Source organism: Streptococcus viridans (genome assembly GCF_900636365.1).
Lineage (GTDB): Bacteria > Bacillota > Bacilli > Lactobacillales > Streptococcaceae > Streptococcus > Streptococcus viridans_A.
The window spans coordinates 184,420-204,821 of sequence record NZ_LR134266.1 but is presented as its reverse complement, the minus strand read 5'-3'; the positions used below and the strand labels follow the sequence as shown (position 1 = coordinate 204,821).

The following is a 20,402-nucleotide window of genomic DNA, read 5'->3' as shown; positions in this document are numbered from 1 at the left end:
TCCTTTATGATGACCTTATTGTATTGTTTTTGAAAGCGTTTTACTATTGTCATTTGTCACAAAGAAAAGTTGACATCTGTCAATAAAAAAATGACATCTGTCACTTGACAGATGCCTAGTTGCTCTTAACGAAACTTCTCCCGAAGCATTTCCTCAATAATCTTTTGAATTTGAGGCAATTGGTTATCAATATCCTTTGCTTTTAGAGCATTATGAATCAAATAATCCAATCGATCCCAGATATCATCGGGTAGGTTGCCAGGAGTACTTAGGACAGCCTTTTTCATAATCTGGTCCAGGGTCCGATTCGTCAAGGAATCAACCCCGAAATCATCCGCTTTAAGAAGGTCCCGACTTTCCGAACTATTGACCACCGAAGGGAGGACAGAGGTCCCCTGCGACTGCCGGAAGAGTTCCTGCTGGACCTGCTGGTCCTGGGTCAAAAATTCCATGAATTCCTTGGCCTCCTTGCTAGCACTGGCCCGAGAAGACAGAGCAAACAAGGACGTATCCACTAAGGTTGACGGAGTTGATCCAGAAGCCCCGGGCATAGGGATACAGGTCCAAGTGAAATTTGAATATTTGGCAACATGATAGGGATAAGGTTTATAAGTTCGGTACTGGGCCAAGGTCATCGGATAAAAAGCGACCTTGCCTTCATCAAAATCCTTAGAAGTAACATTGAAATTCCCATGAAGAGCTTCGAGTTTTTCGACAAAATAGAGCGAGCGCTTCATTTCTTTACTCGTCAGATTAATGTTATCCTGACGGAAAAGCTGGCCACCATGGGCTGCCAAGGCCTCCCTCCAGGTATAATCTGTACTTCCAAACTGATCTAGCTCACCATCTCCATCTGTATCCCGCGTCACTTTTTGACAAATCGTATAAAATTCCTCCAAAGTCCACCCCTCTTTCGGAATAGCAATCCCTTCCTTTTCCAATAAATCTTTATTGACACACATCAAAACAGGATTGCTCTCAAATGGGAGGGCATACTGACGGTTCTTGTATTTACCTGCTTCTAGGGCAACTGGATAAAAATGAGAAGGATCGACCTGTTTGTCCATCAAGGGGGTCAAATCTTCTACCGCCCCACGCGCAGCTAACACCGGGAGCTCAGTACTGGATACCATATATAGATCTGGCTCCTGTCCATGGAGGATCTGATTGGCTAACCAGCTCGCATACTGATTCTTCGGAATCCCGCTTTCGTAGACAATCTTTACCCCTGGATGCGTTTTTTCGAAACGAGCAATCGCTTGGTCCAAGACTTTTTCTTCCGTTTGGGTGGGCACATCCCAGCTAGATCCAGCGTAGACCCCCAAGCGGACAAGCTTAGGCTGACGCTGCCACCAAATCCCTCCAGCAAGTAGAAAAAGAAAAAGCAAGCCTAGAAACAATCTGGAGCCTCGAATCTTACGTATTTTCTTCATCGGCTATCACTTTCTGTTCCAAAATCCTTAGTGGTCACACCTTTTTGAACAGACCAAATAGCCAACTGGGTCCGATCCCGCAGGTTCAACTTAGACAAAATGGTTGACAGGTAATTCCGAATCGTTCCCTCAGATAGGAACAATTTGGCTGCGATTTCCTTATTAGACTCCCCAAAACCAACCTGCTGGATGATCCGCCATTCGGTCAGGGATAAGTCGCTCACATATTCTTCAGAAACGGAGATTGTATAATTGCTCTGAGCCATCTGAGAAAAAATCTGAAAAACCTTACTGGCAATATTGGGGTTAATCATAGCTCCCCCATGATAGACAATTTGAATGGCTTGGTAGAGTTCCTCTGTGGAAGCCCCTTTGAGCAAATACCCTGAAGCTCCATATTTCAGAGCCCGAAAGATGAAATCATCATCGTCGAAGGTGGTTAGAATGATGATTTTTACCTCAGGGAAGCGTTCCTTGACTTCTTTTGTCGCCATCACACCATCCATCTTGGGCATACGAATATCCATCAATACAACATCTGGTCGATCTTGGGGGATTCGCTCTAGCACCTCATGACCATCTGCCACTGCAGAAGTCACCTGAATATCTTGATGAGCAGACAAAATAATTTGGAGCGATTCGCGAATCAGCGCTTGATCATCCGCAATCATTACTTTGATCATAAAAGATTTCCTCCTTTTTCTTTGGGCAATTCAATTCGTGTATAAAATCCATTTCGATTGGCAAATTCGATCCTTCCTCCCAAGATAGAGACCCGCTCTCGCATTTGCTTCAAGCCGTAGCCGACCTGCAGGTGGTCAAAGCCAACCCCATTATCTTGGAGAATCATGACATAAGCATCTTCCACCAAAAAGGAAATCTGCATATGGCTGGCATGACCGTGGCGGACAGAATTGGTCATGGATTCCTGAATCACGCGAAAGACGGTATCCTCCACCATGACATCTAGATCAACCTCATCCCAGTCATAGGTGAGATCGACTTGCAGGTGGGAGATGGCTTGGTATTCGTGAACCAATTTCAAAACCGCATCCCTCAAGGTATGATCCTCTAGGGCACCTGGCCGAAGCTTGTTCAAAGAGCCCCGGACATCCTTGATTCCATCCCGTACCACCGTAGAGACCGATTGCAGCTGGGTCTTGGCACGGCCAGGGTCAATATCAATCAGAACCCCAACCGCATCAATCCCAGCAGAGATGCCGGTTAAGGCATGGCCTAGAGTATCATGAATTTCCCGTGCTATCCGCTTACGCTCCCGGTCCTCCGCAATCTTTTCCGAAAGGGCCATGTAGCTATTTAATTCCGTATTGACCTGCGATACCATTGCTAACTCTTTTTCGATCCGATGGTGCTCTGCTACTACCGATAAAATGTAAAAGAGAAGAGAAATAATAAAGACAACCATATTTAAGGAAGCTAGCGCATTTTTAGCAAATAGAATAAGCATCCGAATCGATGAAGGATAAAAGGCAATATAGGTATCCAGCGAAGGCAACTGCACAACGAGAGAGAGAATGTCATAATTGGTCACAAGGAGGACTATGAAACTCAGAAGGATAAAGGCAAACCAGTAGCGCCTGTCCTTGGAACTACTAAACTCTTTAGAACCATAAAAGATATCAGCAAATACCAAGAGGATGATCCCATTGTAGGAAAAGCTGAGGGACATCATGACACCTAACATCAGCAATATTTCTAGGATGTTCCACTTGTCAAAAACTGACCACTCCTGTGTCCCTGGGCGCATCCGATAGAAGGTAATGAAAAGGATCCCTCCAAAGAGGAGGATGGAGATCCAAAAGTTCTGAGCTGGAGAACTCGGTATTTCTCTTAATTGCTCCAACAATTGATAGCCTTGCCCCTTAGCGATGATGTAATTGGTCGCATGTAAGTAGAGCGAGCTACTAAATAAGATGGCGATAAAATTAATGATTTTTAACAAAATCAAACTATAACGAATGCCACGAAGCTTGGTCATTACTGCCACCCGTTGACATCGTATCGGTCAACATTATCCTTATCAATCATCTCAACTGGAATCTTATATTGCTCCTTGTAGGATTTACCTGTCCTCATGCACTCAATCACTTGCATCACCTGTCTCCCCATTTTAAGAGGAGATTGGGCAACCGTCCCTTCGATATCATCCGTCGTTGAGAGCAATACCTTCATGTCTGGAGAACCATCGATTCCATAGATAGAAATCGGCATGGCTAGTTGGTTTTCCTTGATTGCCGCAAGGGCTCCGATAGCCGCTCGATCATTTAAGGCTACGACGGTATCAAATACTAGACCATCCTGAATGACCTGGGAAACAGCTGGCAAGGCCAATTCTGTTTGACCACGAGTCTCTTCTCTCCCAACAACGTGATAGGCAGGCTCCGACTGAATCGTATCTAAGAACCCTTGAATACGTTGCTCAGCCGACACTGTCCCCTTATGCTCTAAGAGTAGGATTTTCGCCCCATTTTTCTGCTTCATCAGGCGCTGGGCGACCAAGACCCCTGCCTGGTAATTATCCGACACCACACTGGCATCCACCGTGAAATGGCTGAGCTGACTATCCACTGCAATGATTTTAATCCCTGCTTGTTGGGCTCTCTTCAGGGAAGCAATGATTTTAGGACTATCTCCTTTTACAGGATTAATCACAATCACATTGACCTTTTGTTGACGAAAATAATCAATCTGTTGACTTTGTTTTTCTTCGTCTAACTCTGGATTACGAACTAGAAGCAAGTCCCCTTTTTCGTCAGCCACTCGTTCAATCTCTGCATTAAGCGTTTGATAAAATTCATTGTTCATGGTCATGTAAGTCACGCCAATCCGCATTTGACCACGAACAGGCTTTAGTTGACTAGCATTCAAGTAGATGACCACTACCACAAAAATCAGGCTCCAAAATATCGCATAAATCATCGCTCGATTCCGTTTCTTTTGAACGATTTCCTCTTCTAATTCCATCTCTTCTCCTCTTAAAAACGGATTATTTTGCTACATCAAACATTTTCGTTCGCATTTAATACCTTTTATTATAGCATTTTTTACCAAGAGCTTGAAGGTCTCTCGGAAATGAATGCGTTTTACGTCTCTATCTAGATAATAACTTCTCCCTACAACTTCAGTAAGAAGTTTCGAAAAAGAAAAAACGACACAGCTGACCAGCTGCACCGTTTTCTTCTGTTAAAATGGAAGCTCTTCCTCTTCGAGGATCAGATCCGCTAAATCTCCTCCTGCTCCATTAGCCCGCATCGCTCGTTGAGCGCGACTTTCTAAGAGCTGGAAGCCTTGACAGAGCACTTCTGTCACATATTGGGTCGCCCCATTCTTCTCATAACGTCTGGTTCGAAGCTCGCCATCTACTGAGAGCAAGCTCCCCTTGTTGGCATAGGATACAAGGGTCTCTGCTAATTTCCCCCAGACCACTAGGGTGATAAAGTCCGCCTCACGCTCGCCATTTTGATCCTTGTAACGTCGATTGACAGCCAGGGTCGCACGCGCAACAGACTTGTCCGTACTGGTCTTATGAAGCTCCGGATCAGCCACTAGACGCCCGATTAAAATTACTTTATTGTACATATTTCTTCCTCCTACTTATATAATTCGTAGTTTTCTAGCCATTTGAGGAAAAAATAAAAAAAGAGAGTGGGACAGAAATCGGTAATTCGTTAGAATTCGATTTCGTCGTCCCACCTCCGCACAGTTGAGTAGGGCTGTAAAAGCTGATGAAATCAGCGTAGTAGAGCCCACTCAACCACTGCGTCTTGCTCGACAATCCAAAGACAATTGAGGGGCCGGATTTCTGTCCCACTCTCTTATCCTTGCCAGTGACGGGCGGGATCAAATGGAGTTCCCACCTCTTCTGTATCTTGCAATTCAATAATACCACGTTTTTGTGGCGCATTTGGCAAGTGCAATTCGCGTGGGCTACACATCATGCCAAAGCTCTTTTCTCCACGAAGGGCTCCTGGGAAAATCAAGCTGCCATCTGGCATCATCGCACCTGGTAGAGCCACGATTGTCTTGAGGCCTTCACGCGCATTTGGTGCACCTGCTACGATCTGAACCGTCTTGTCTGGTCCAACAGCCACTTGGCAGATGTTGAGGTGGTCACTATCTGGATGAGCAACCATTTCAACGATTTGCCCCACGACAAACTTAGGCTCCTTGTCATTGACCAAGACCTCTGCAAATCCTTCGGCTTGTAATTCTTGATTGAGGCGTGCAACTTGCTCATCACTCAAGAAAAGTTGCCCCTTGCCATCAAGGGCAAAGAAAGCCGAAGCCTCAAAAATATTCCAGGCCACTGTTTCTTGCTTGTCTTCACGGTAGACACGGGCTACTTTGCCTTTGCGCTCTACTGCTAACTTGGCATCCCCACTATTTTTCAAGGTGATCATTAAGACATCACCGACTTGTTCTTTATTATAGGTTACAATCATTCTTTCTCTTTCTCCTACTTCAATCCTGCTAAAAATTCTGAAATCTGAGCCTTGGTTTTGCGATCACGATTGACGAAACGCCCCAGTTCCCGATCCTTGTCTAGGACCACTAAACTCGGAATGCCATAGATATTCCAAAGCTTAGCCAAGTCTAGATACTGGTCTCGGTCGACCAAAACGAAGGTAAATTCAGGGTTTTCTGCTTCAATCTCTGGCAAAAAGGGCTGGATATACCGGCAATCGCCACACCAATCCGCTGAAAAGAAGAAAACCTTCTTTCCTTCTTGCTCGACGTAGCGGGCTAATTCCTCTATAGAGTGTGGAATGATCATAGTTTTTCCTCTTCATACTGAAGGAGGCCCTCTTCATAGACAAAGCGATAGTGGCGCTCATCCTCAAATACGATCCCTCCTACCAGACGCTCTTCGCTTGATTCATAGAGTTCCACATAAAGGGTCGCAATCTTTCCCATATTCTCCATCTGCTCACGGACTTCTGCGACTAACTCTTCTTGCGTCCGCAAACGTTTTTGATCTTTGGCAATTTTATAGGCCCAAAGGGCAAGAGCACTTGCACTAGCTGCTGCAAGGCTGGATAAAATGATTTTTTTAGCTTTCATACCTCATATTGTAACACAAAATACAAGCTGGGACAACGAAGGAGAATAGTTCTCCCCATCATGACGATCTGCTTTCATTCCCGTCAACTGCCACTACCATCTCGACTAAAAAAGTGATAAAATAACAATCAGAAAGAAGGTAACTTATGACTGATTTATTTTCTAAAATCAAAGAAGTAACAGAACTTCCTGCCATCTCCGGCCATGAAGCGCCTGTTCGCGATTATCTACGCAAACAGATCACTCCACATGTGGATGAAGTGGTCACAGACGGCTTGGGAAGTATTTTTGGGGTACGCCACTCAGAAGCGGCTGATGCTCCTCGCATCATGGTCGCCGGCCATATGGATGAAGTTGGCTTTATGGTCAGTGAGATCAAGGCAGACGGCACCTTCCGCGTGGTTGAAATCGGTGGTTGGAACCCTATGGTGGTCAGCAGCCAACGTTTCACCCTTTTGACACGCGATGGCCATTCCTACCCTGTCATTTCTGGATCTGTTCCTCCGCATTTGACGCGTGGCGCAAACGGTCCTGCCCTTCCAGCAATCGGGGATATTGTCTTTGATGGTGGCTTTGCCAACAAAGAAGAAGCCGAGAGCTTTGGAATCCGTCCAGGCGACACTTTGGTCCCTGAAAGCACTGCAATCTTAACAGCCAATCAGAAAAACATCATCTCCAAAGCTTGGGATAACCGTTATGGGGTCTTGATGGTCAGCGAATTGGCACAAGCCCTCTCTGGACAACCCCTAGCAAACGAACTCTATGTTGGAGCGACCGTGCAAGAAGAAGTCGGACTGCGTGGTGCAGGGACTTCTGTGACCAAGTTTGATCCAGAAGTCTTCCTGGCTGTTGACTGTTCTCCAGCTGCAGATGTCTACGGAGGCCAAGGAGCCATCGGTGAGGGAACCCTCCTTCGCTACTTTGACCCAGGTCACCTCATGTTGCCAAATATGAAGGACTTTCTCCTCACCACTGCTGAAGAAGCCGGCATCAAGTACCAATACTACTGTGGAAAAGGCGGAACGGATGCTGGAGTAGCCCACTTACGAAGTGGTGGTGTGCCATCTACTACCATCGGAGTCTGTGCGCGCTACATCCACTCCCACCAAACCCTCTATGCCATGGATGACTTCCTTCAAGCCCAAGCCTTCCTTCAAGCCTTGGTTAAAAAATTGGATCGTTCAACCGTTGATTTAATTAAGAATTATTAATATTTTCCCAAAATAATTGTTTTAAACCCCCATTTTGGGGTTTTTTTGATATAATACTGAATGAATATTGCAACGGGTGTTCTTTTGCACTCCCCTTTCCTTACGTGGAAGGCGGAGCGCCACTAAAGACCACCCTCGCTTCTTTATTGGAGGTTTAAATGAAGAAACAAGCTTTTAGTTCCGAAAAGTATTTGAATTTGCAACGCGATCACATCCTCGAACGGATCAACCAATTTGATGGTAAGCTCTACCTAGAGTTTGGAGGAAAAATGCTGGAAGATTTCCATGCTGCCCGCGTCCTCCCTGGTTATGAACCGGACAATAAAATTAAACTTCTCCAAGAACTCCGTGATCAAGTGGAGATCGTCATTGCTATTAATGCCAGCAACATCGAGCATTCAAAAGCGCGTGGTGACCTAGGAATCTCTTACGACCAAGAGGTCTTCCGCTTGATCGATAAATTCAACGAATTGGGCATCTATGTAGGCTCTGTCGTCATCACTCAGTACTCTGGTCAACCTGCTGCAGACCTCTTCCGCAAACAGTTGGAAAAGAATGGCATTGCCTCTTACCTCCACTACCCAATCAAGGGCTACCCAACGGATATGGACCATATCATCTCTCCTGAGGGAATGGGGAAAAACGACTATATTCAGACCAGTCGCAATCTCGTTGTCGTGACAGCTCCTGGTCCTGGTTCTGGTAAATTGGCTACTTGTATGTCCAACATGTACCATGACCAATTGAATGGCATCAAGTCTGGTTATGCTAAATTTGAAACCTTCCCAGTTTGGAACTTGCCTTTACATCACCCAGTGAATTTGGCCTATGAAGCTGCTACTGCAGACCTTGACGACGTCAATATGATTGACCCCTTCCACCTCCAAACCTATGGCGAAACAACGGTCAACTACAACCGGGATATCGAAATCTTCCCTGTCTTGAAACGGATGTTGGAACGCATCCTCGGAGAATCTCCTTACGCTTCCCCAACAGATATGGGGGTGAACATGGTCGGCTTTGCCATCGTGGACAACGACGCAGCGATTGAAGCCTCTAAGCAAGAAATTATCCGCCGTTACTACCAAACCATTCTAGATGTGAAAGCAGAGCGTGTCGGAAACGGAGCTATTAAGAAAATTGAACTCTTGATGAATGACTTAGGCATTTCACCAAAAGACCGCCAAGTCACCGTCCTTGCCCGTCAAAAAGAGGAAGAAACCGGTGAACCTGCCTTGGCCCTGGAATTGCCGAACGGAGAAACCGTGACAGGGAAGACTTCTGACTTATTTGGTCCAACGGCAGCTGTTCTCATCAACGCCATCAAGAAATTGGCCCATATTGATAAAGAAACCAAGTTGATTGAGCCAGAATATGTGAAACCAATCCAAGGCTTGAAGATCAACCACTTGGGCAGTCGCAATCCTCGCCTCCACTCAAATGAAATCCTCATCGCCCTCGCCATTACCGCCATGAACCATCCAGAGGCAAATCTTGCCATGCAAGAATTGGGTCGATTGAAAGGGAGCGAAGCCCATTCAACAGTCATGTTGACAGACGAAGATAAGAACGTTCTTCGCAAACTGGGCATTCATGTGACCATGGATCCAGTTTACCAATACGATCGCTTGTACCGCAAATAAAGAAAAGCAAGGCTAGACCGTTGGTCCTGGCTCCATATACAAAAAATCCCCTGAGTGCCTGAACCAGTTGGCACCCAGGGGATTTTTCATAGTTTAATTGGATGGAGAGTTACCTCTCCTTAAAGAGATAGAGGCCCACAATCAGTATCGGGACAAGGAGAAGGGGATACACTTCTTTTGGCAGTAAGTCCGTTTCCAAACTCAACCAAAGGAAAAAAACAGCCAAGACAATCGCGATCAACCATTTTACAAGATAAGATTTCATGACGCCCTCCTACTCCTAATCTATTTATGCATAGTATACTCCTGCTCAATTAACCTGTCAAGGTAAAAAAGGTAGTTGACCTAAGGGTCAACTACCTTATGTTTCTTTCACAGCCTCCCACAGTTGTCGGATCTGTTTTCTTTGGACAGGATCCACAAAGTAAGGAGCAATTTCATTCAAGGATTCTAGGACAAATGCCCGTTCTGCCACATACGGATGAGGGAGAATCAAATCTGGACTATAGAGGATCAAATCCTCCATATAAAGGAGATCCAAATCGATGACCCGTGGTCCCCATTTGATCTCACGAATCCGGCCCATTTCTAGTTCGATTCCTAGCAAGGTCTCAATCAAGTCTTGGGGCGTAAACCAAGTTTCGACCTCTACGACTTGGTTGAGGAAGCTATCCTGCTCGACCCCTCCCCAAGGTGCTGTCTCAATCTGAGAAGAGGTTTGGAGAATCGTAAGCCCCTTTTCTTCTAGTCTAGATACAGCCGTCTCCAACTGTTGTCCCTTATCGCCCATATTGGTTCCCAGACCAATAAAGGCTCGTCTTTTTTCTCGTTCAATCGTGACCGAACAAGTATCCAAAGGTAGAGGAACTGGCGCCCAAGGTTTTTTCAGCTCAAGTCGAACCTTTTTGACAAAGTCATAGGTTGCAAAAATCTTCTCCACAAGCTGAAAAGCTACTGTCTCAATCAAATCAATTTTCTCAGCTTGAACCCAATTTGTCAGTTGCTCTGCTAAGATTCCATAATGGATTGAAGCCGTCAAATCGCCCGTCCGAGCAGACTTTGTCATCTCATAATCGACACAGACATCCAGGACAAAGCGTTGCCCCAATTCCTTTTCAGCGGAAAACACACCATGATAAGCATAAATTTCCAAATCTTTGATCCGTAATTGATCCACCATCGTCACCTCAGTTTATCTAGGGATTAGTGTCCCATCAGTTTATAGGCTTCGTTTTTCAAGTCTTTATCTGTCTCGAACAAGCCACGCGCTGCTGTCGTTACAGTAGCTGTCCCTGGTTTGCGTACCCCACGCATGTTCATGCACATGTGCTCTGCTTCCACCCAGACAAGGGCTCCCTGCGCTCCCAGATACTCCATCAAGGCATCCGCGATTTCCACTGTCAAGCGCTCCTGGATTTGAGGCTTTTTGGCGTACACTTCCACTGTCCGAGCTAGCTTAGAGAGGCCCGCTACGCGCCCATTTGGGATATAGGCAATGTGGACCTTGCCATAGAAGGGCAAGAAATGGTGTTCACACATCGAGTGGAAGAAGATATCCTTTTCTACCACCATATTGTTGTCCACAATCTCAAAAGATTTTGATAGGTGGACTTCCGCAGTTTGGTTGAGACCTGCAAAAATCTCTTGGTACATCTTGGCAATACGTTCTGGTGTTTCTTGCAAGCCCTCACGGCTTCCGTCTTCACCGACTGCGTCGATAATCATCTTCACGGCTTCTTGAATTTTCTTTGTATCCATGTCATCTCCTACTGATTTCTTCGATTAGAAAGGCTCTCACTTGAGCCAAAAAGTACAAGGATCCCGTCACTAAGAGGAGATCAGATTGTTGCGATTTTCTTTCTAGATATTGGGTTAAAAACACCTTCCATTCTTGATAAGGCAGGCCTTTTTGATGGGCTATTTCCTGCATGTCTCTCACGGAATAGGCGCGTGAATCCTCAAAGGTCGTCAAGGTTAATTGACTCTTTTCCAATCCGCTCCATAGTTCTAGCATCTCCTCAATCGCTTTAGTCTGGATACAGGTAAACAAGACTTGTTTGTCCAACTGTCCATACCGTTCTTTTATGGTGGCTACAAGAGGGGCTACTGCATGCGGATTATGGGCGCCATCTAGAATGATGAGGGGCTGGGTCGAAATAACCTCTAGGCGTCCCGGCCACTGGACCCCTTCCCAAGCTTGGAGGATTTCTTCTCGGCTTAAGAAAGAGAGCCCCTTTTCTTGACAGAAGGTATCGCAGAGAGCCAGGGCCAGTCCAGCATTGTCGACTTGATGAAGTCCCAAGAGCCCTGTCTTTAGTTGCATTTCTTCCCGATACTGGCTCTGATAGCCAAAAACTTCCCCGTCTGCCAGTGACTCTTGGTAGCTAACTAAAAAGTCCTGACCTAACAGCTCTACTGGTGCCGATAAGCAGTTCGCCCGCTGCACAATGACTTCTTGGGCTTCCAGTTCCATCCGGCCTAGCAAGACCGGAATCTTTTCCTTGATGATTCCCGCCTTCTCTCGAGCAATGGAGGCCAAATCCGGCCCTAAGAGAGCCACATGGTCCAAGCCAATCGTCGTGATGGCTGTCAAAATAGGCTGACAAACATTGGTACTATCGAGACGACCACCCATGCCCACTTCCAAAATGACCACATCCGGCTTTTCTGCTGCAAAATAATCAAAAGCCAGGACGGTCATCAACTCGAACTCGGTCAAGCCCAGCAAGGTCTGATTAGAACTGTTTTTTGCAAGCAAGTCCTGATAAAGGGACAGATAAGTTTCTAAATCCTGATCTGAGATGGGAAACCCATTAATACTGATTTGCTCATGAAAGGAAACTAGATAGGGAGAGGAGAAAACACCAACTCGCAACCCTTTTGCCTCTAGTAAAGACCGTAAATGGGCTAGGGTCGATCCTTTTCCATTGGTCCCAGCTAGATGGATTACAGGACAGGCTAAGTGTGGGTTCCCCCTCAAGGCCAGCAAGGCTTCCATTCGCTCCAAGCCAAAATGGGGCTCAGAAGAACGATAAGTGGCTAACCAACTGAGATCTACTGTCATATCTCTTCTCTTTTCTTTAGCGATATTGTTTCAAATGAAGGTCCTGCGCTTGATCGGCTTGGTAGACCGCACTACCGATAGCTACCGCCATCTTATGAAGAGGGATATCATGCACACGTACAATTTCCACCCCTTGGCTGGCAGCCACACTCGTCAAATGACTGGAGGCCAAATCCCGATTGTAGAATCCTTCTTTCGTTTCAGGGTCAGTCTCAAATCCCTCTTCTTCCAGAATATTAACCACAAAGCGCTTCCGAGAGACTCCTAAAAAGATTGGATACCCCTTAGCATGAATGGTTTTTAAGTCCTGCAAAAGTTGGAGGTTTTCCCGCTTGGTCAAGCCAAAACCAATCCCAGGATCTAAGAAGAGTTGATCCGGACTCAATCCCGCCTCCTCTGCTCGCTCAAGGCTCTTAGCAAAGAAGGTCCACATGCAGTCTTGAATAGAGAGACCTTCAAACTGCGCCAACTCCTCTGATGAAAAGGCCGGCTCAAAACCAAAGGTCGGAAAAATGACGGAACTCGGATGATGAGGACGAGCCATGACTGGATTAAACATAAGAATGGCTCCAGCATGAGCTTCTGCAATCACCCTCGCCATTTGTGGATCCCCTAACAAGCCTGTAATATCATTGACCAAGTCTGCACCAGCTGCTAGGGCGGCACGAGCAACCTCTGACTTCCAAGTATCAACCGAAATCAAGATATCACTCTCCGCTCGAATCGCTTCAATGACTGGCACGACTCGCTGGATTTCTTCCTGAATTTCCACAAAATGACTCCCTGGACGTGTGGACTCCCCACCAATATCCAGTATCCTTGCTCCTTCTGCTATTAACTTTCGAGCTTGCTCGAGAGCTCCTTCTACCGTTTGGTAACGCCCCCCATCTGAAAAGGAGTCGGGGGTGACATTGAGGATGCCACATAGAAGTGTCCGATCCTTGCCTAGTTGTCTCCATTCACTCTTTGACATATCTTCCTTCATCTTTCTAAGAAAAACCAACCAAGCATAGAAAAGAGGTTAGAATCTTTCCAACCTCCGAGTTTGTCTCTATCTGCGCCTAGATGCTTCTTTGGTAGCTTACCAAAGCTTCTGAATAAAACCCATTGGTCCTATCATTCTACCATATTTTAAGCGGGAAGAAAAGAAACCAGGATAGTTATCAGAAAGGCAAAAGCATTCATGGTAAAGTGCAATAAAATCGAATATTCTACTCGTTTGTAGCGGTAGGCAACCCAAGTCAAGATGAGGGACATGCCCCCATAGATGATCCAGGAACCAAGATTACTTGGTGTATGTAAATAGGCAAAAACAAGAGCCCCAACCAAATAACCAATTTTTTCGTGCCCCTTAAAGATCAAGCGGGGAATCACAGCACGACAGATAATTTCTTCTCCTAAAGGTGCCACTACAACAATGAGCAAACCCATTGCCAGCTGAGGGGCCAAGGAAGCCACCCCTTGGATGGTCTCTTGGTTAGCTGTCGTCGCCTCTCCCAACTGTCGAAGAAGGTTAACCCCAAGAGCATTATTGGCCAGCAACAGGAGAAAATAAAGGAAATTTCGCCCAATATCTCTGCCTTTGATTCGTGAAAAATCTAGTGAATCAAGTGGACTCCATTTCATAAACCACCAAAGCAAATAAACGAGGAGCATGGTAACCCCAAGGACTAGACTATTGATCGTCCAATTTGACCAAGCATTTTCAATCCCCAAGATCAAAGCGATCATGGGTAGTTGAGTCGCTATAAATAACGGTATTCCAATTAGTAACCACAGACCATTTGAAACCCATTTTTTCTCCATCCAATTTTCCATTATTTTACCTCGATTATCAAACTATTTTTCTAGTATAGCATAGATGAGCTACTGGGGCAAGCCCAAGTAGTAGTCACACAATAGAAAAAAGAGGCGCTTCAAGTCAGCCTCTTCTCTCTTGTTTTTTTAGAATAAAAGTCTTATCCCTTGTTTTTAAAGCGTTCAACATCACGGGCAATGACTAATTCTTCGTCCGTTGGGATGACCAAAACTCTCACTTTAGCATCCGCTGTTGAAATATCGCCTTCTGCACCAAAGACATTCTTTTCTGGATCAAGCTCACAACCAAACCAAGTCAAGCCGTCAATGACTTGTCCACGGATCGTCTTAGAATTTTCTCCAATTCCAGCTGTAAAGATGATGGCGTCTGCTCCATTCAAGACAGCAAAGTATTGACCGATGTATTTCTTAATACGATCAACAAAAATGTCGTTGGCCAAAAGTGCCTTGTCATTTCCACTGCGCATGGCTTCGTGAATATCACGCATATCGCTAGAAAGCTCAGACACCCCTAGAAGACCAGATTCACGGTTCAAGATACGACTGATATCTTCTGGACTGTTGAAGTCCTCTGTGTGCTCCATCAAGTAAGGAATAATGGCAGGGTCAATATCCCCTGTACGTGTTCCCATCATGATGCCACCAAGTGGTGTGAAGCCCATAGACGTATCGACAGAAATCCCTTTGTCTACCGCTGTAATAGAGGCTCCATTCCCAATGTGGCAGGTGATTAATTTCAACTCTTCGATTGGTTTTCCAAGAAGCTTCGCTGCTTCGTGGGCTACATACTCATGACTAGTCCCGTGAGCTCCATATTTACGTACCTTGTTTTCTGTATAGTACTTAGTTGGAAGAGGATAACGATAAGCTTTTTCAGGCATTGTTGTATGGAAAGAGGTATCAAATACAACAACGCTGGTAATATCTGGTAACAATTCTTTAAAGGCACGGATCCCAGCAGCGTTGGCAGGGTTGTGCAATGGGGCCAACAAAGAAAGTTCCTCAACCTTTTGAATGACTTCTTCATCTACAAGAGCAGACTCTTTGAAGTACTCACCACCTGCAACGACACGGTGCCCTACTCCAGTGATTTCATCGTAGGAAGCAATAATATTAAAACGAATCAAATCATCGAGAAGGATTTTAACCGCTTGTGTGTGGTTCTCAATATCTAAAACCTGTTTTTCTGCTCGACCATCGAATTTTACTGTCGAAATGGAATCTTTAAGTCCAATTCTCTCGATGAGCCCTTTTGCCAAAACTGTTTCTTCTGGCATTTGGTATAATTGCCATTTCAAACTTGAACTACCTGCATTAATTGCAATTGTTTTCGTCATTTTTTTACCTCTTTAAGCGTTTTCACTCCTATTATAGCAAAATTTTGTTTAAATTTCACTTTCTTTATTCCAGTTTTGAAAACTTTCACGGAATTTCATGAGGTCTTCCTGGTCTTGCAAATCAGTCAAAGGATAGACAAATGGTTGGACCACCGCTTCTTCTTGCTTGCGGAAAACAAAGATGGTTTTTGCTAGATTGGCTGATCGAAAGAGGTTCTCTGGCAAGGTCACCATGGCCAAGACCTGAGCATGATCCTGCATCCATTTTTTCAGCAGAGGACTCTGCTCACTCGTCAAGAGATCATTCGGAGCTAGAAAAATAGCGACGCCACCTGGTTTTAAGTATTTTAGCGATTGTTCAATCAATAAATGATGGGCATAGGTGTGGCCCTGAGGGGAAGCGACCTGGTAACGACTCGCAATGGCATCATCTGGATAATAACCGACAGGTAAATCGCTGATAATCACATCGCTCTCTTTCAAAACTTGTGGACGAATGGCATCACCTTGGGCAAAATTCACATCCGCCTTCATCACTTCTGCCATACTAGCCGCAAGGTCAATCAAGAGATCATCAATTTCCAAGCCCAAATAATCTAAGGAACGCTGACAGTTGTTCATCAAGGTTTGGGCCAAGTTCCCTGTTCCACTCCCCATTTCTAGCACATCCACTTGATCGGAACTAGCCAACTGATCCACTAGGAAGACCAGAAGAAATCCAATCCCATCTGGCGTAAATTGGTGATTGGCCTGTAGGGGCTCTGTTTGGGCAGCCTTCATCAAAAGATACTGGAAGGAACGACGCCACTCTTCCTTGTTTAAGTTCAAGTCCTTCAGGCGCTGGTTGTTTTCCTTCACTAGAGTCAACTCTGTTTGCCCATCCAGATAGATGGCATTCTGCTCCACTAGAGCATCATAAAAGTTGGTCTGTAAATCATTTTGGATAGTTTGGGTATTCTCTAATAGGTAGCCGTAGGCTTTCTCAATTTTTTCGAAATTCATGCTTTCCTCCATCTCTTAATCATATCAAATTTTAAGAGTTTTCGCTATGCTTTTCGAAGGCCTGAGGCTTCTCTTCCTCAGTCGTGGTCGGGTGGTCTGTGGCTGAATCTGGAGCCTGCTTCTCCTTTTCCTTCTTGTCGGTTTTTTTCTTTTCCCGAGGAGGTAGAGCAAAGGTGAAATGGTAGCTTTCCCCATCTTGTAAGTGACTCGTTACGTTGGCAAAGCCCGATTTTTCTTCCAAATCGACTCGACCAGTTGAGAAGGTTATGGTTTTTTCTTCCCGATCCCAAGTATCAATCGCCAATTGAGCTTGCGCATAAGCCTGGATCCGGTGCTGACTAGCAAGGAGGATCCGTCTCTCTGTCACTTGTCTATTCAGATAAAACTGAAGCAAGAGACTAAAAACCGCCGACATAAAAAGGGCATAAAGAAGGATCCCGGCCTCAATCTGCTTCTTTTTTATCCTTTTCCACCACACGGTAGACCACCTCCCTTTCTAACCCTTCTTCAAAGCGCAGTTGAATAGATACCAGATCCCCTCTTTTTTCAATCCAGGCTGATTCAACTCCATCTATCATCGGTTGATAGCCACGGCCAGTCGCATCTGTCTTTCGGATATCTCCTCCCTTAGCCAGTCCAATGGCTATGGGTTTTTGATCCTGAACAAGATAGAGTTTGTTGTCTCTGACCTCTTCAAATTGGCTACGAGACAATTCAATGTCCAGCTGGTCCTGAAAGAGAAGCCATTCCTCTTGCTTGATGTGACTTTGGTACTGGAGTTCTTGACGCAAGAGGCTTGTCAATCCTTGAAACACCAATAAACCACCGCTAATGACGAGCAGGGCAACCAAGGCCTCCAGTAAAGTAAAGGCTGGCAGTTTAGTTCTTTTCAACAGCAATCACAACCTTTCCTTCATGATAGACCTTTAAGGACTTGGCAGACCTCTCCACCTGGACACTGACCTGATTGATGCTCAATTGATCCTGCCTGGTCTGGATCGCCATTTTTGCGACTCGCAAGACTTCTCCTTGTCTCAACTCTTCTAAGCGCTGCTGTCGCGAGTCCCCTAGCTCTCCCAGCACAAGGGTCGTGAGGACACCAAACATCGCTAAGGCAATCAGTCCTTCTAACAAGAGACTAGCGGGGAGCCGTCGATTTTTTAATTTTTCCATTCCCAATTGCCAACTGATAAGTCACCACCTCTTTCTCTGTCTGAAATTGAATCTTGGTCAGGCTTGAATTGCCTCCTGCTGGATCAAAGGTCAGTTGCTTCTCTCTGACCACTTCCACCCCTTTTGGAAGCGGTAATTCTTGATAGGGACTATGAACCCCACCGTGGTCGATGGAAAGGAGAGCTCTCTCCTCTTTTGCAATACTCATCTTTTGTGTCTCCTGATAGACCCGTTCAAATTCCGAGAAAAACAATGTTTCTTCCACCTGCCCAAAGGCTTGATGGACTGACCCAGCTAGCAGCCAACATAGAAGACTGACGATACCTAGAGTTAGTAAGCTCTCTAGAAGGGTGAAAGCTTTAATCTGCAACCGCACGGTGATCACCTGCATTCTTCACATAGTGAGCACGGTAGGCTTCTGCTTGTTTTTGAGTGATTTGTCCTTCTGCGACTAGCTTAGAAAGACTAGCTTTTTCATTCTGATGATTGAGTTCATAGAGCTCAGCCTGGCTCTCCACGACTTTGACGACTGCTCGATTTCCTGTATCTGTTACCGAATCTTTCTGCTTGGTCAAGTTCGGAACAAAGAGCAAGAGAAGAACGCTGATAATGAGCAAAACAACTAACATTTCAATCAGAGTAAAAGCTTTTACCTTGAGTGTGCGCAATGATTTCATAAAGGAACCTCCAAATTTTCATAAATTGGCAGCAACATGGCTGCATAGAGCAAAACAATCATAAGAGCAACAAAGACAAAGACCAGTGGTTGAACGATATTCATGGCCTTGTTCAAACGATGGAAAAAGCCTGCCCAGGTCTTGTCTGCATAGATTTCCAGCTCACTACCGAGCTTGGACTTGGCCTCCCCATATTCAATCATAAGGGCCAGCTCTCGTTTAAAGAAAGGATAAGTCTGAATATGGTCAGAAAAAGACTTGCCACGAGCCAATGCCCGTTCTAAATCCTGTCCAATCTCTCGAAAGAGACGGGAACGTTGCCCCTGCATCACAGGAAAAATTTGATTCAGCTCCAACCCTTGGGCAATCATACTTCCCCATTCTCGAGCATAAAAAGCGGTCAGATAATCCTGTAAGAAGGGGCGAAGAAAAGGAAATCTAGCCAAACATGAAATCAGGGCCAGCCGTTTGGCACGACGGCCTAGGAAAAGGAGCATCAAAACTCCAATCGTCAGCAACACACTCCCTAACAAAACATACTGGGGAAAGATACTAATCAGTCGTGTCGCCCCATTTTGATTCTCCAACTGAGGCAAGAGATAATTTTTCAGCCCCAGCATAATCAAGATCAAAAATCCCAACAAGAGCACGGGATAGGTCGCCACCTCAACTAGTTTCTTTCGAACCTGGGTCAGATTTTCCAAGTAGCTACGGATCTTTTCTAAACTTAAGGTAACATTTCCATGCTGCTCCGCCAATGCCAATTGAGTTGTTACCTGATCGGAGAAACCTAGATCAGAGAGAATGGCTGACAGGGGCTTTCCGTTGGCAAGTCCAGCTTGCATTCTTTCAACAAAATTGGCTTCTACCAATTGACTGCGCCGAAGAAAGTCGATGACCTCTGATAGATGAAAGCCACTACTGTAGAGATTGTGAAAGAGCTCAATGACATGTTCTTGCTTAGCAATCGATAATTTTTTCGGCTTGCGCCTGATCCAGCTCAATATGTCCCGCTTCATAAAGCGCGTCCATTTGCTGGTTCCACTTTTGACTGGAGTGGTTTTGGTAATCTTGGATGGCAAAGTCAGTGACACCTCCTCCCTTTATCAAACGCTGGTAACATATCCCTTGAAGGACAATCCGTAACTCCTCCTCACTCGCCCCCAACTCCAATAGGCGTTCATAAACCCCAGGAATGCTCTTGGCATGGATGGTGGAAAAGACTGTCACACCTGTCAGACTAGCCCGAATAACTGCGCGAGCTGTCTCCGTGTCACGGATTTCTCCGATGAGGAGGAGATCCGGGCGATGACGCAGAGACAGTTTAATCAAGCTATCATAGGTCATGCCAATCGCTTCATTGAGTTGCAGTTGCAGCATCTCTTCTTGCTTAATTTCTACCGGGTCTTCAATCGACATGACTTGTTGCCCCGAAAATTTCTTCTTGGCCAGGGCATGCATCAGTGTCGTCTTCCCCGATCCGACTGGACCCGCAAATAAGTAGAGCCCCCGCTTACTCACCTTCTCTTCTAGCTCTTGAAGTTGGTCGAACCAGAAACGGAGCTCTCGGTCCTCATTATGGAGCAGGCGAATAACCAAACTCTCGTATCCCCTATAGTCTCCCACAGTAGACAAGCGTAAGGACAAGACCTTATCCCCTAGAGAATAGTCACAGGAGCCCAATTGACTCCGGCGCCTTTCCCCCACATTCATCCCTGCCATAAACTTAAAATGGCTGATGACCGCTACCATTTGTTCTTGCGAATAGGTCTCGACAAAGCGTCGCTCATCCCCAACCCTTAGAAAGAGCTGATAGTCTGATGCTCGAGGAACAAAATAAATATCCTGAGCTTCGGCATTCGATGCCATTCGAATTATGGATTGTGCAATTTCTTGAACCATATTTCCTCCTTTCACTATATAATTCGCAATTAATTGGCCAACTAGCGCTGGATTTAGAAA

At 45.5% G+C, this 20,402-nt stretch carries 25 protein-coding genes; 2 read left to right on the top strand and 23 right to left on the bottom strand.

Annotated elements, in window-relative coordinates:
• Window positions 1-125 precede the first annotated feature (125 nt).
• From EL081_RS01185 to EL081_RS01145, 8 genes are all read right to left on the bottom strand, one after another.
• Window positions 126-1,433, bottom strand: coding sequence for an ABC transporter substrate-binding protein (locus EL081_RS01185; protein ID WP_126403680.1), 1,308 nt, complete (start codon window positions 1,431-1,433; stop codon window positions 126-128).
• Window positions 1,430-2,116, bottom strand: coding sequence for a response regulator transcription factor (locus EL081_RS01180; RefSeq protein WP_006595115.1), 687 nt, complete (start codon window positions 2,114-2,116; stop codon window positions 1,430-1,432). The genes EL081_RS01185 and EL081_RS01180 overlap by 4 nt, the downstream gene beginning before the upstream one ends.
• Window positions 2,113-3,432 (bottom strand): sensor histidine kinase, encoded by a 1,320-nt coding sequence (locus EL081_RS01175; protein WP_126403679.1) that lies wholly within the window; start codon window positions 3,430-3,432, stop codon window positions 2,113-2,115. The genes EL081_RS01180 and EL081_RS01175 overlap by 4 nt, the downstream gene beginning before the upstream one ends.
• A complete protein-coding gene (locus tag EL081_RS01170) occupies window positions 3,432-4,418 on the bottom strand; it encodes a substrate-binding domain-containing protein (protein ID WP_126403678.1) in 987 nt (328 codons plus the stop codon). The genes EL081_RS01175 and EL081_RS01170 overlap by 1 nt, the downstream gene beginning before the upstream one ends.
• 219 nt (window positions 4,419-4,637) lie before the next feature.
• Window positions 4,638-5,033, bottom strand: a complete 396-nt coding sequence (locus tag EL081_RS01165) for a single-stranded DNA-binding protein (protein WP_061564657.1) — start codon at window positions 5,031-5,033, stop codon at window positions 4,638-4,640.
• Window positions 5,034-5,269: 236 nt separating this feature from the next.
• The gene (ytpR, locus tag EL081_RS01155; protein WP_126403677.1) at window positions 5,270-5,896 is read right to left on the bottom strand and encodes a YtpR family tRNA-binding protein; all 627 of its coding nucleotides are present in this window, start codon (window positions 5,894-5,896) and stop codon (window positions 5,270-5,272) included.
• Between the two features lie 14 nt (window positions 5,897-5,910).
• A complete protein-coding gene (locus tag EL081_RS01150) occupies window positions 5,911-6,228 on the bottom strand; it encodes a thioredoxin family protein (protein WP_126403676.1) in 318 nt (105 codons plus the stop codon).
• Entirely contained in the window at window positions 6,225-6,515 is a 291-nt protein-coding gene (locus EL081_RS01145) for a DUF4651 domain-containing protein (protein WP_126403675.1), read from the bottom strand. The genes EL081_RS01150 and EL081_RS01145 overlap by 4 nt, the downstream gene beginning before the upstream one ends.
• 146 nt (window positions 6,516-6,661) lie before the next feature.
• On the opposite strand from EL081_RS01145, the gene pepA reads away from it, so the two are divergent.
• Both pepA and EL081_RS01135 read left to right on the top strand, forming a co-directional pair.
• The gene (gene pepA, locus EL081_RS01140; RefSeq protein ID WP_126403674.1) at window positions 6,662-7,726 is read left to right on the top strand and encodes a glutamyl aminopeptidase; all 1,065 of its coding nucleotides are present in this window, start codon (window positions 6,662-6,664) and stop codon (window positions 7,724-7,726) included.
• Between the two features lie 158 nt (window positions 7,727-7,884).
• Window positions 7,885-9,369: a DUF1846 domain-containing protein gene (locus EL081_RS01135; RefSeq protein ID WP_126403673.1), complete on the top strand. Its 1,485-nt coding sequence runs from the start codon at window positions 7,885-7,887 to the stop codon at window positions 9,367-9,369.
• A gap of 109 nt (window positions 9,370-9,478) precedes the next feature.
• On the opposite strand, the gene EL081_RS10015 is transcribed toward EL081_RS01135, so the two are convergent.
• The 15 genes from EL081_RS10015 to comGA form a co-directional block, all read right to left on the bottom strand.
• Complete coding sequence (locus EL081_RS10015; protein ID WP_164555426.1) at window positions 9,479-9,634, bottom strand: hypothetical protein; 156 nt, start codon at window positions 9,632-9,634, stop codon at window positions 9,479-9,481.
• Between the two features lie 96 nt (window positions 9,635-9,730).
• The gene (gene folK / locus EL081_RS01130) at window positions 9,731-10,546 is read right to left on the bottom strand and encodes a 2-amino-4-hydroxy-6-hydroxymethyldihydropteridine diphosphokinase (RefSeq protein ID WP_164555447.1); all 816 of its coding nucleotides are present in this window, start codon (window positions 10,544-10,546) and stop codon (window positions 9,731-9,733) included.
• Between the two features lie 26 nt (window positions 10,547-10,572).
• On the bottom strand, window positions 10,573-11,127 hold the full coding sequence (folE, locus tag EL081_RS01125) for a GTP cyclohydrolase I FolE (protein ID WP_048717524.1): 555 nt from the start codon (window positions 11,125-11,127) through the stop codon (window positions 10,573-10,575).
• Between the two features lies 1 nt (window position 11,128).
• Window positions 11,129-12,433, bottom strand: coding sequence for a bifunctional folylpolyglutamate synthase/dihydrofolate synthase (locus tag EL081_RS01120; protein ID WP_126403671.1), 1,305 nt, complete (start codon window positions 12,431-12,433; stop codon window positions 11,129-11,131).
• 16 nt (window positions 12,434-12,449) lie between these two features.
• Window positions 12,450-13,406 (bottom strand): dihydropteroate synthase, encoded by a 957-nt coding sequence (gene folP / locus EL081_RS01115; RefSeq protein WP_164555425.1) that lies wholly within the window; start codon window positions 13,404-13,406, stop codon window positions 12,450-12,452.
• A 158-nt stretch (window positions 13,407-13,564) separates the two neighbouring features.
• Window positions 13,565-14,239, bottom strand: coding sequence for a CPBP family intramembrane glutamic endopeptidase (locus EL081_RS01110; RefSeq protein ID WP_224781595.1), 675 nt, complete (start codon window positions 14,237-14,239; stop codon window positions 13,565-13,567).
• A 152-nt stretch (window positions 14,240-14,391) separates the two neighbouring features.
• Window positions 14,392-15,588 carry an acetate kinase gene (locus EL081_RS01105; protein ID WP_126403669.1) on the bottom strand — a complete coding sequence of 399 codons (1,197 nt, stop codon included), beginning with the start codon at window positions 15,586-15,588 and terminating at the stop codon, window positions 14,392-14,394.
• A 48-nt stretch (window positions 15,589-15,636) separates the two neighbouring features.
• Window positions 15,637-16,590: a class I SAM-dependent methyltransferase gene (locus tag EL081_RS01100; protein ID WP_126403668.1), complete on the bottom strand. Its 954-nt coding sequence runs from the start codon at window positions 16,588-16,590 to the stop codon at window positions 15,637-15,639.
• Window positions 16,591-16,621: 31 nt separating this feature from the next.
• The gene (comGG, locus tag EL081_RS01095) at window positions 16,622-17,068 is read right to left on the bottom strand and encodes a competence type IV pilus minor pilin ComGG (protein WP_126403667.1); all 447 of its coding nucleotides are present in this window, start codon (window positions 17,066-17,068) and stop codon (window positions 16,622-16,624) included.
• Window positions 17,034-17,486: a competence type IV pilus minor pilin ComGF gene (comGF, locus tag EL081_RS01090; protein WP_048717662.1), complete on the bottom strand. Its 453-nt coding sequence runs from the start codon at window positions 17,484-17,486 to the stop codon at window positions 17,034-17,036. Before comGF ends, comGG begins: the two co-directional genes overlap by 35 nt.
• A complete protein-coding gene (comGE, locus tag EL081_RS01085) occupies window positions 17,470-17,763 on the bottom strand; it encodes a competence type IV pilus minor pilin ComGE (RefSeq protein ID WP_006595134.1) in 294 nt (97 codons plus the stop codon). The genes comGF and comGE overlap by 17 nt, the downstream gene beginning before the upstream one ends.
• Window positions 17,729-18,154: a competence type IV pilus minor pilin ComGD gene (comGD, locus tag EL081_RS01080; RefSeq protein WP_042507426.1), complete on the bottom strand. Its 426-nt coding sequence runs from the start codon at window positions 18,152-18,154 to the stop codon at window positions 17,729-17,731. Before comGD ends, comGE begins: the two co-directional genes overlap by 35 nt.
• The gene (comGC, locus tag EL081_RS01075; RefSeq protein ID WP_023022076.1) at window positions 18,123-18,440 is read right to left on the bottom strand and encodes a competence type IV pilus major pilin ComGC; all 318 of its coding nucleotides are present in this window, start codon (window positions 18,438-18,440) and stop codon (window positions 18,123-18,125) included. Before comGC ends, comGD begins: the two co-directional genes overlap by 32 nt.
• Window positions 18,437-19,459: a competence type IV pilus assembly protein ComGB gene (comGB, locus tag EL081_RS01070; protein WP_126403665.1), complete on the bottom strand. Its 1,023-nt coding sequence runs from the start codon at window positions 19,457-19,459 to the stop codon at window positions 18,437-18,439. Before comGB ends, comGC begins: the two co-directional genes overlap by 4 nt.
• Window positions 19,401-20,342 (bottom strand): competence type IV pilus ATPase ComGA, encoded by a 942-nt coding sequence (comGA, locus tag EL081_RS01065; RefSeq protein WP_126403664.1) that lies wholly within the window; start codon window positions 20,340-20,342, stop codon window positions 19,401-19,403. The genes comGB and comGA overlap by 59 nt, the downstream gene beginning before the upstream one ends.
• Between the last annotated feature and the right edge of the window lie 60 nt (window positions 20,343-20,402).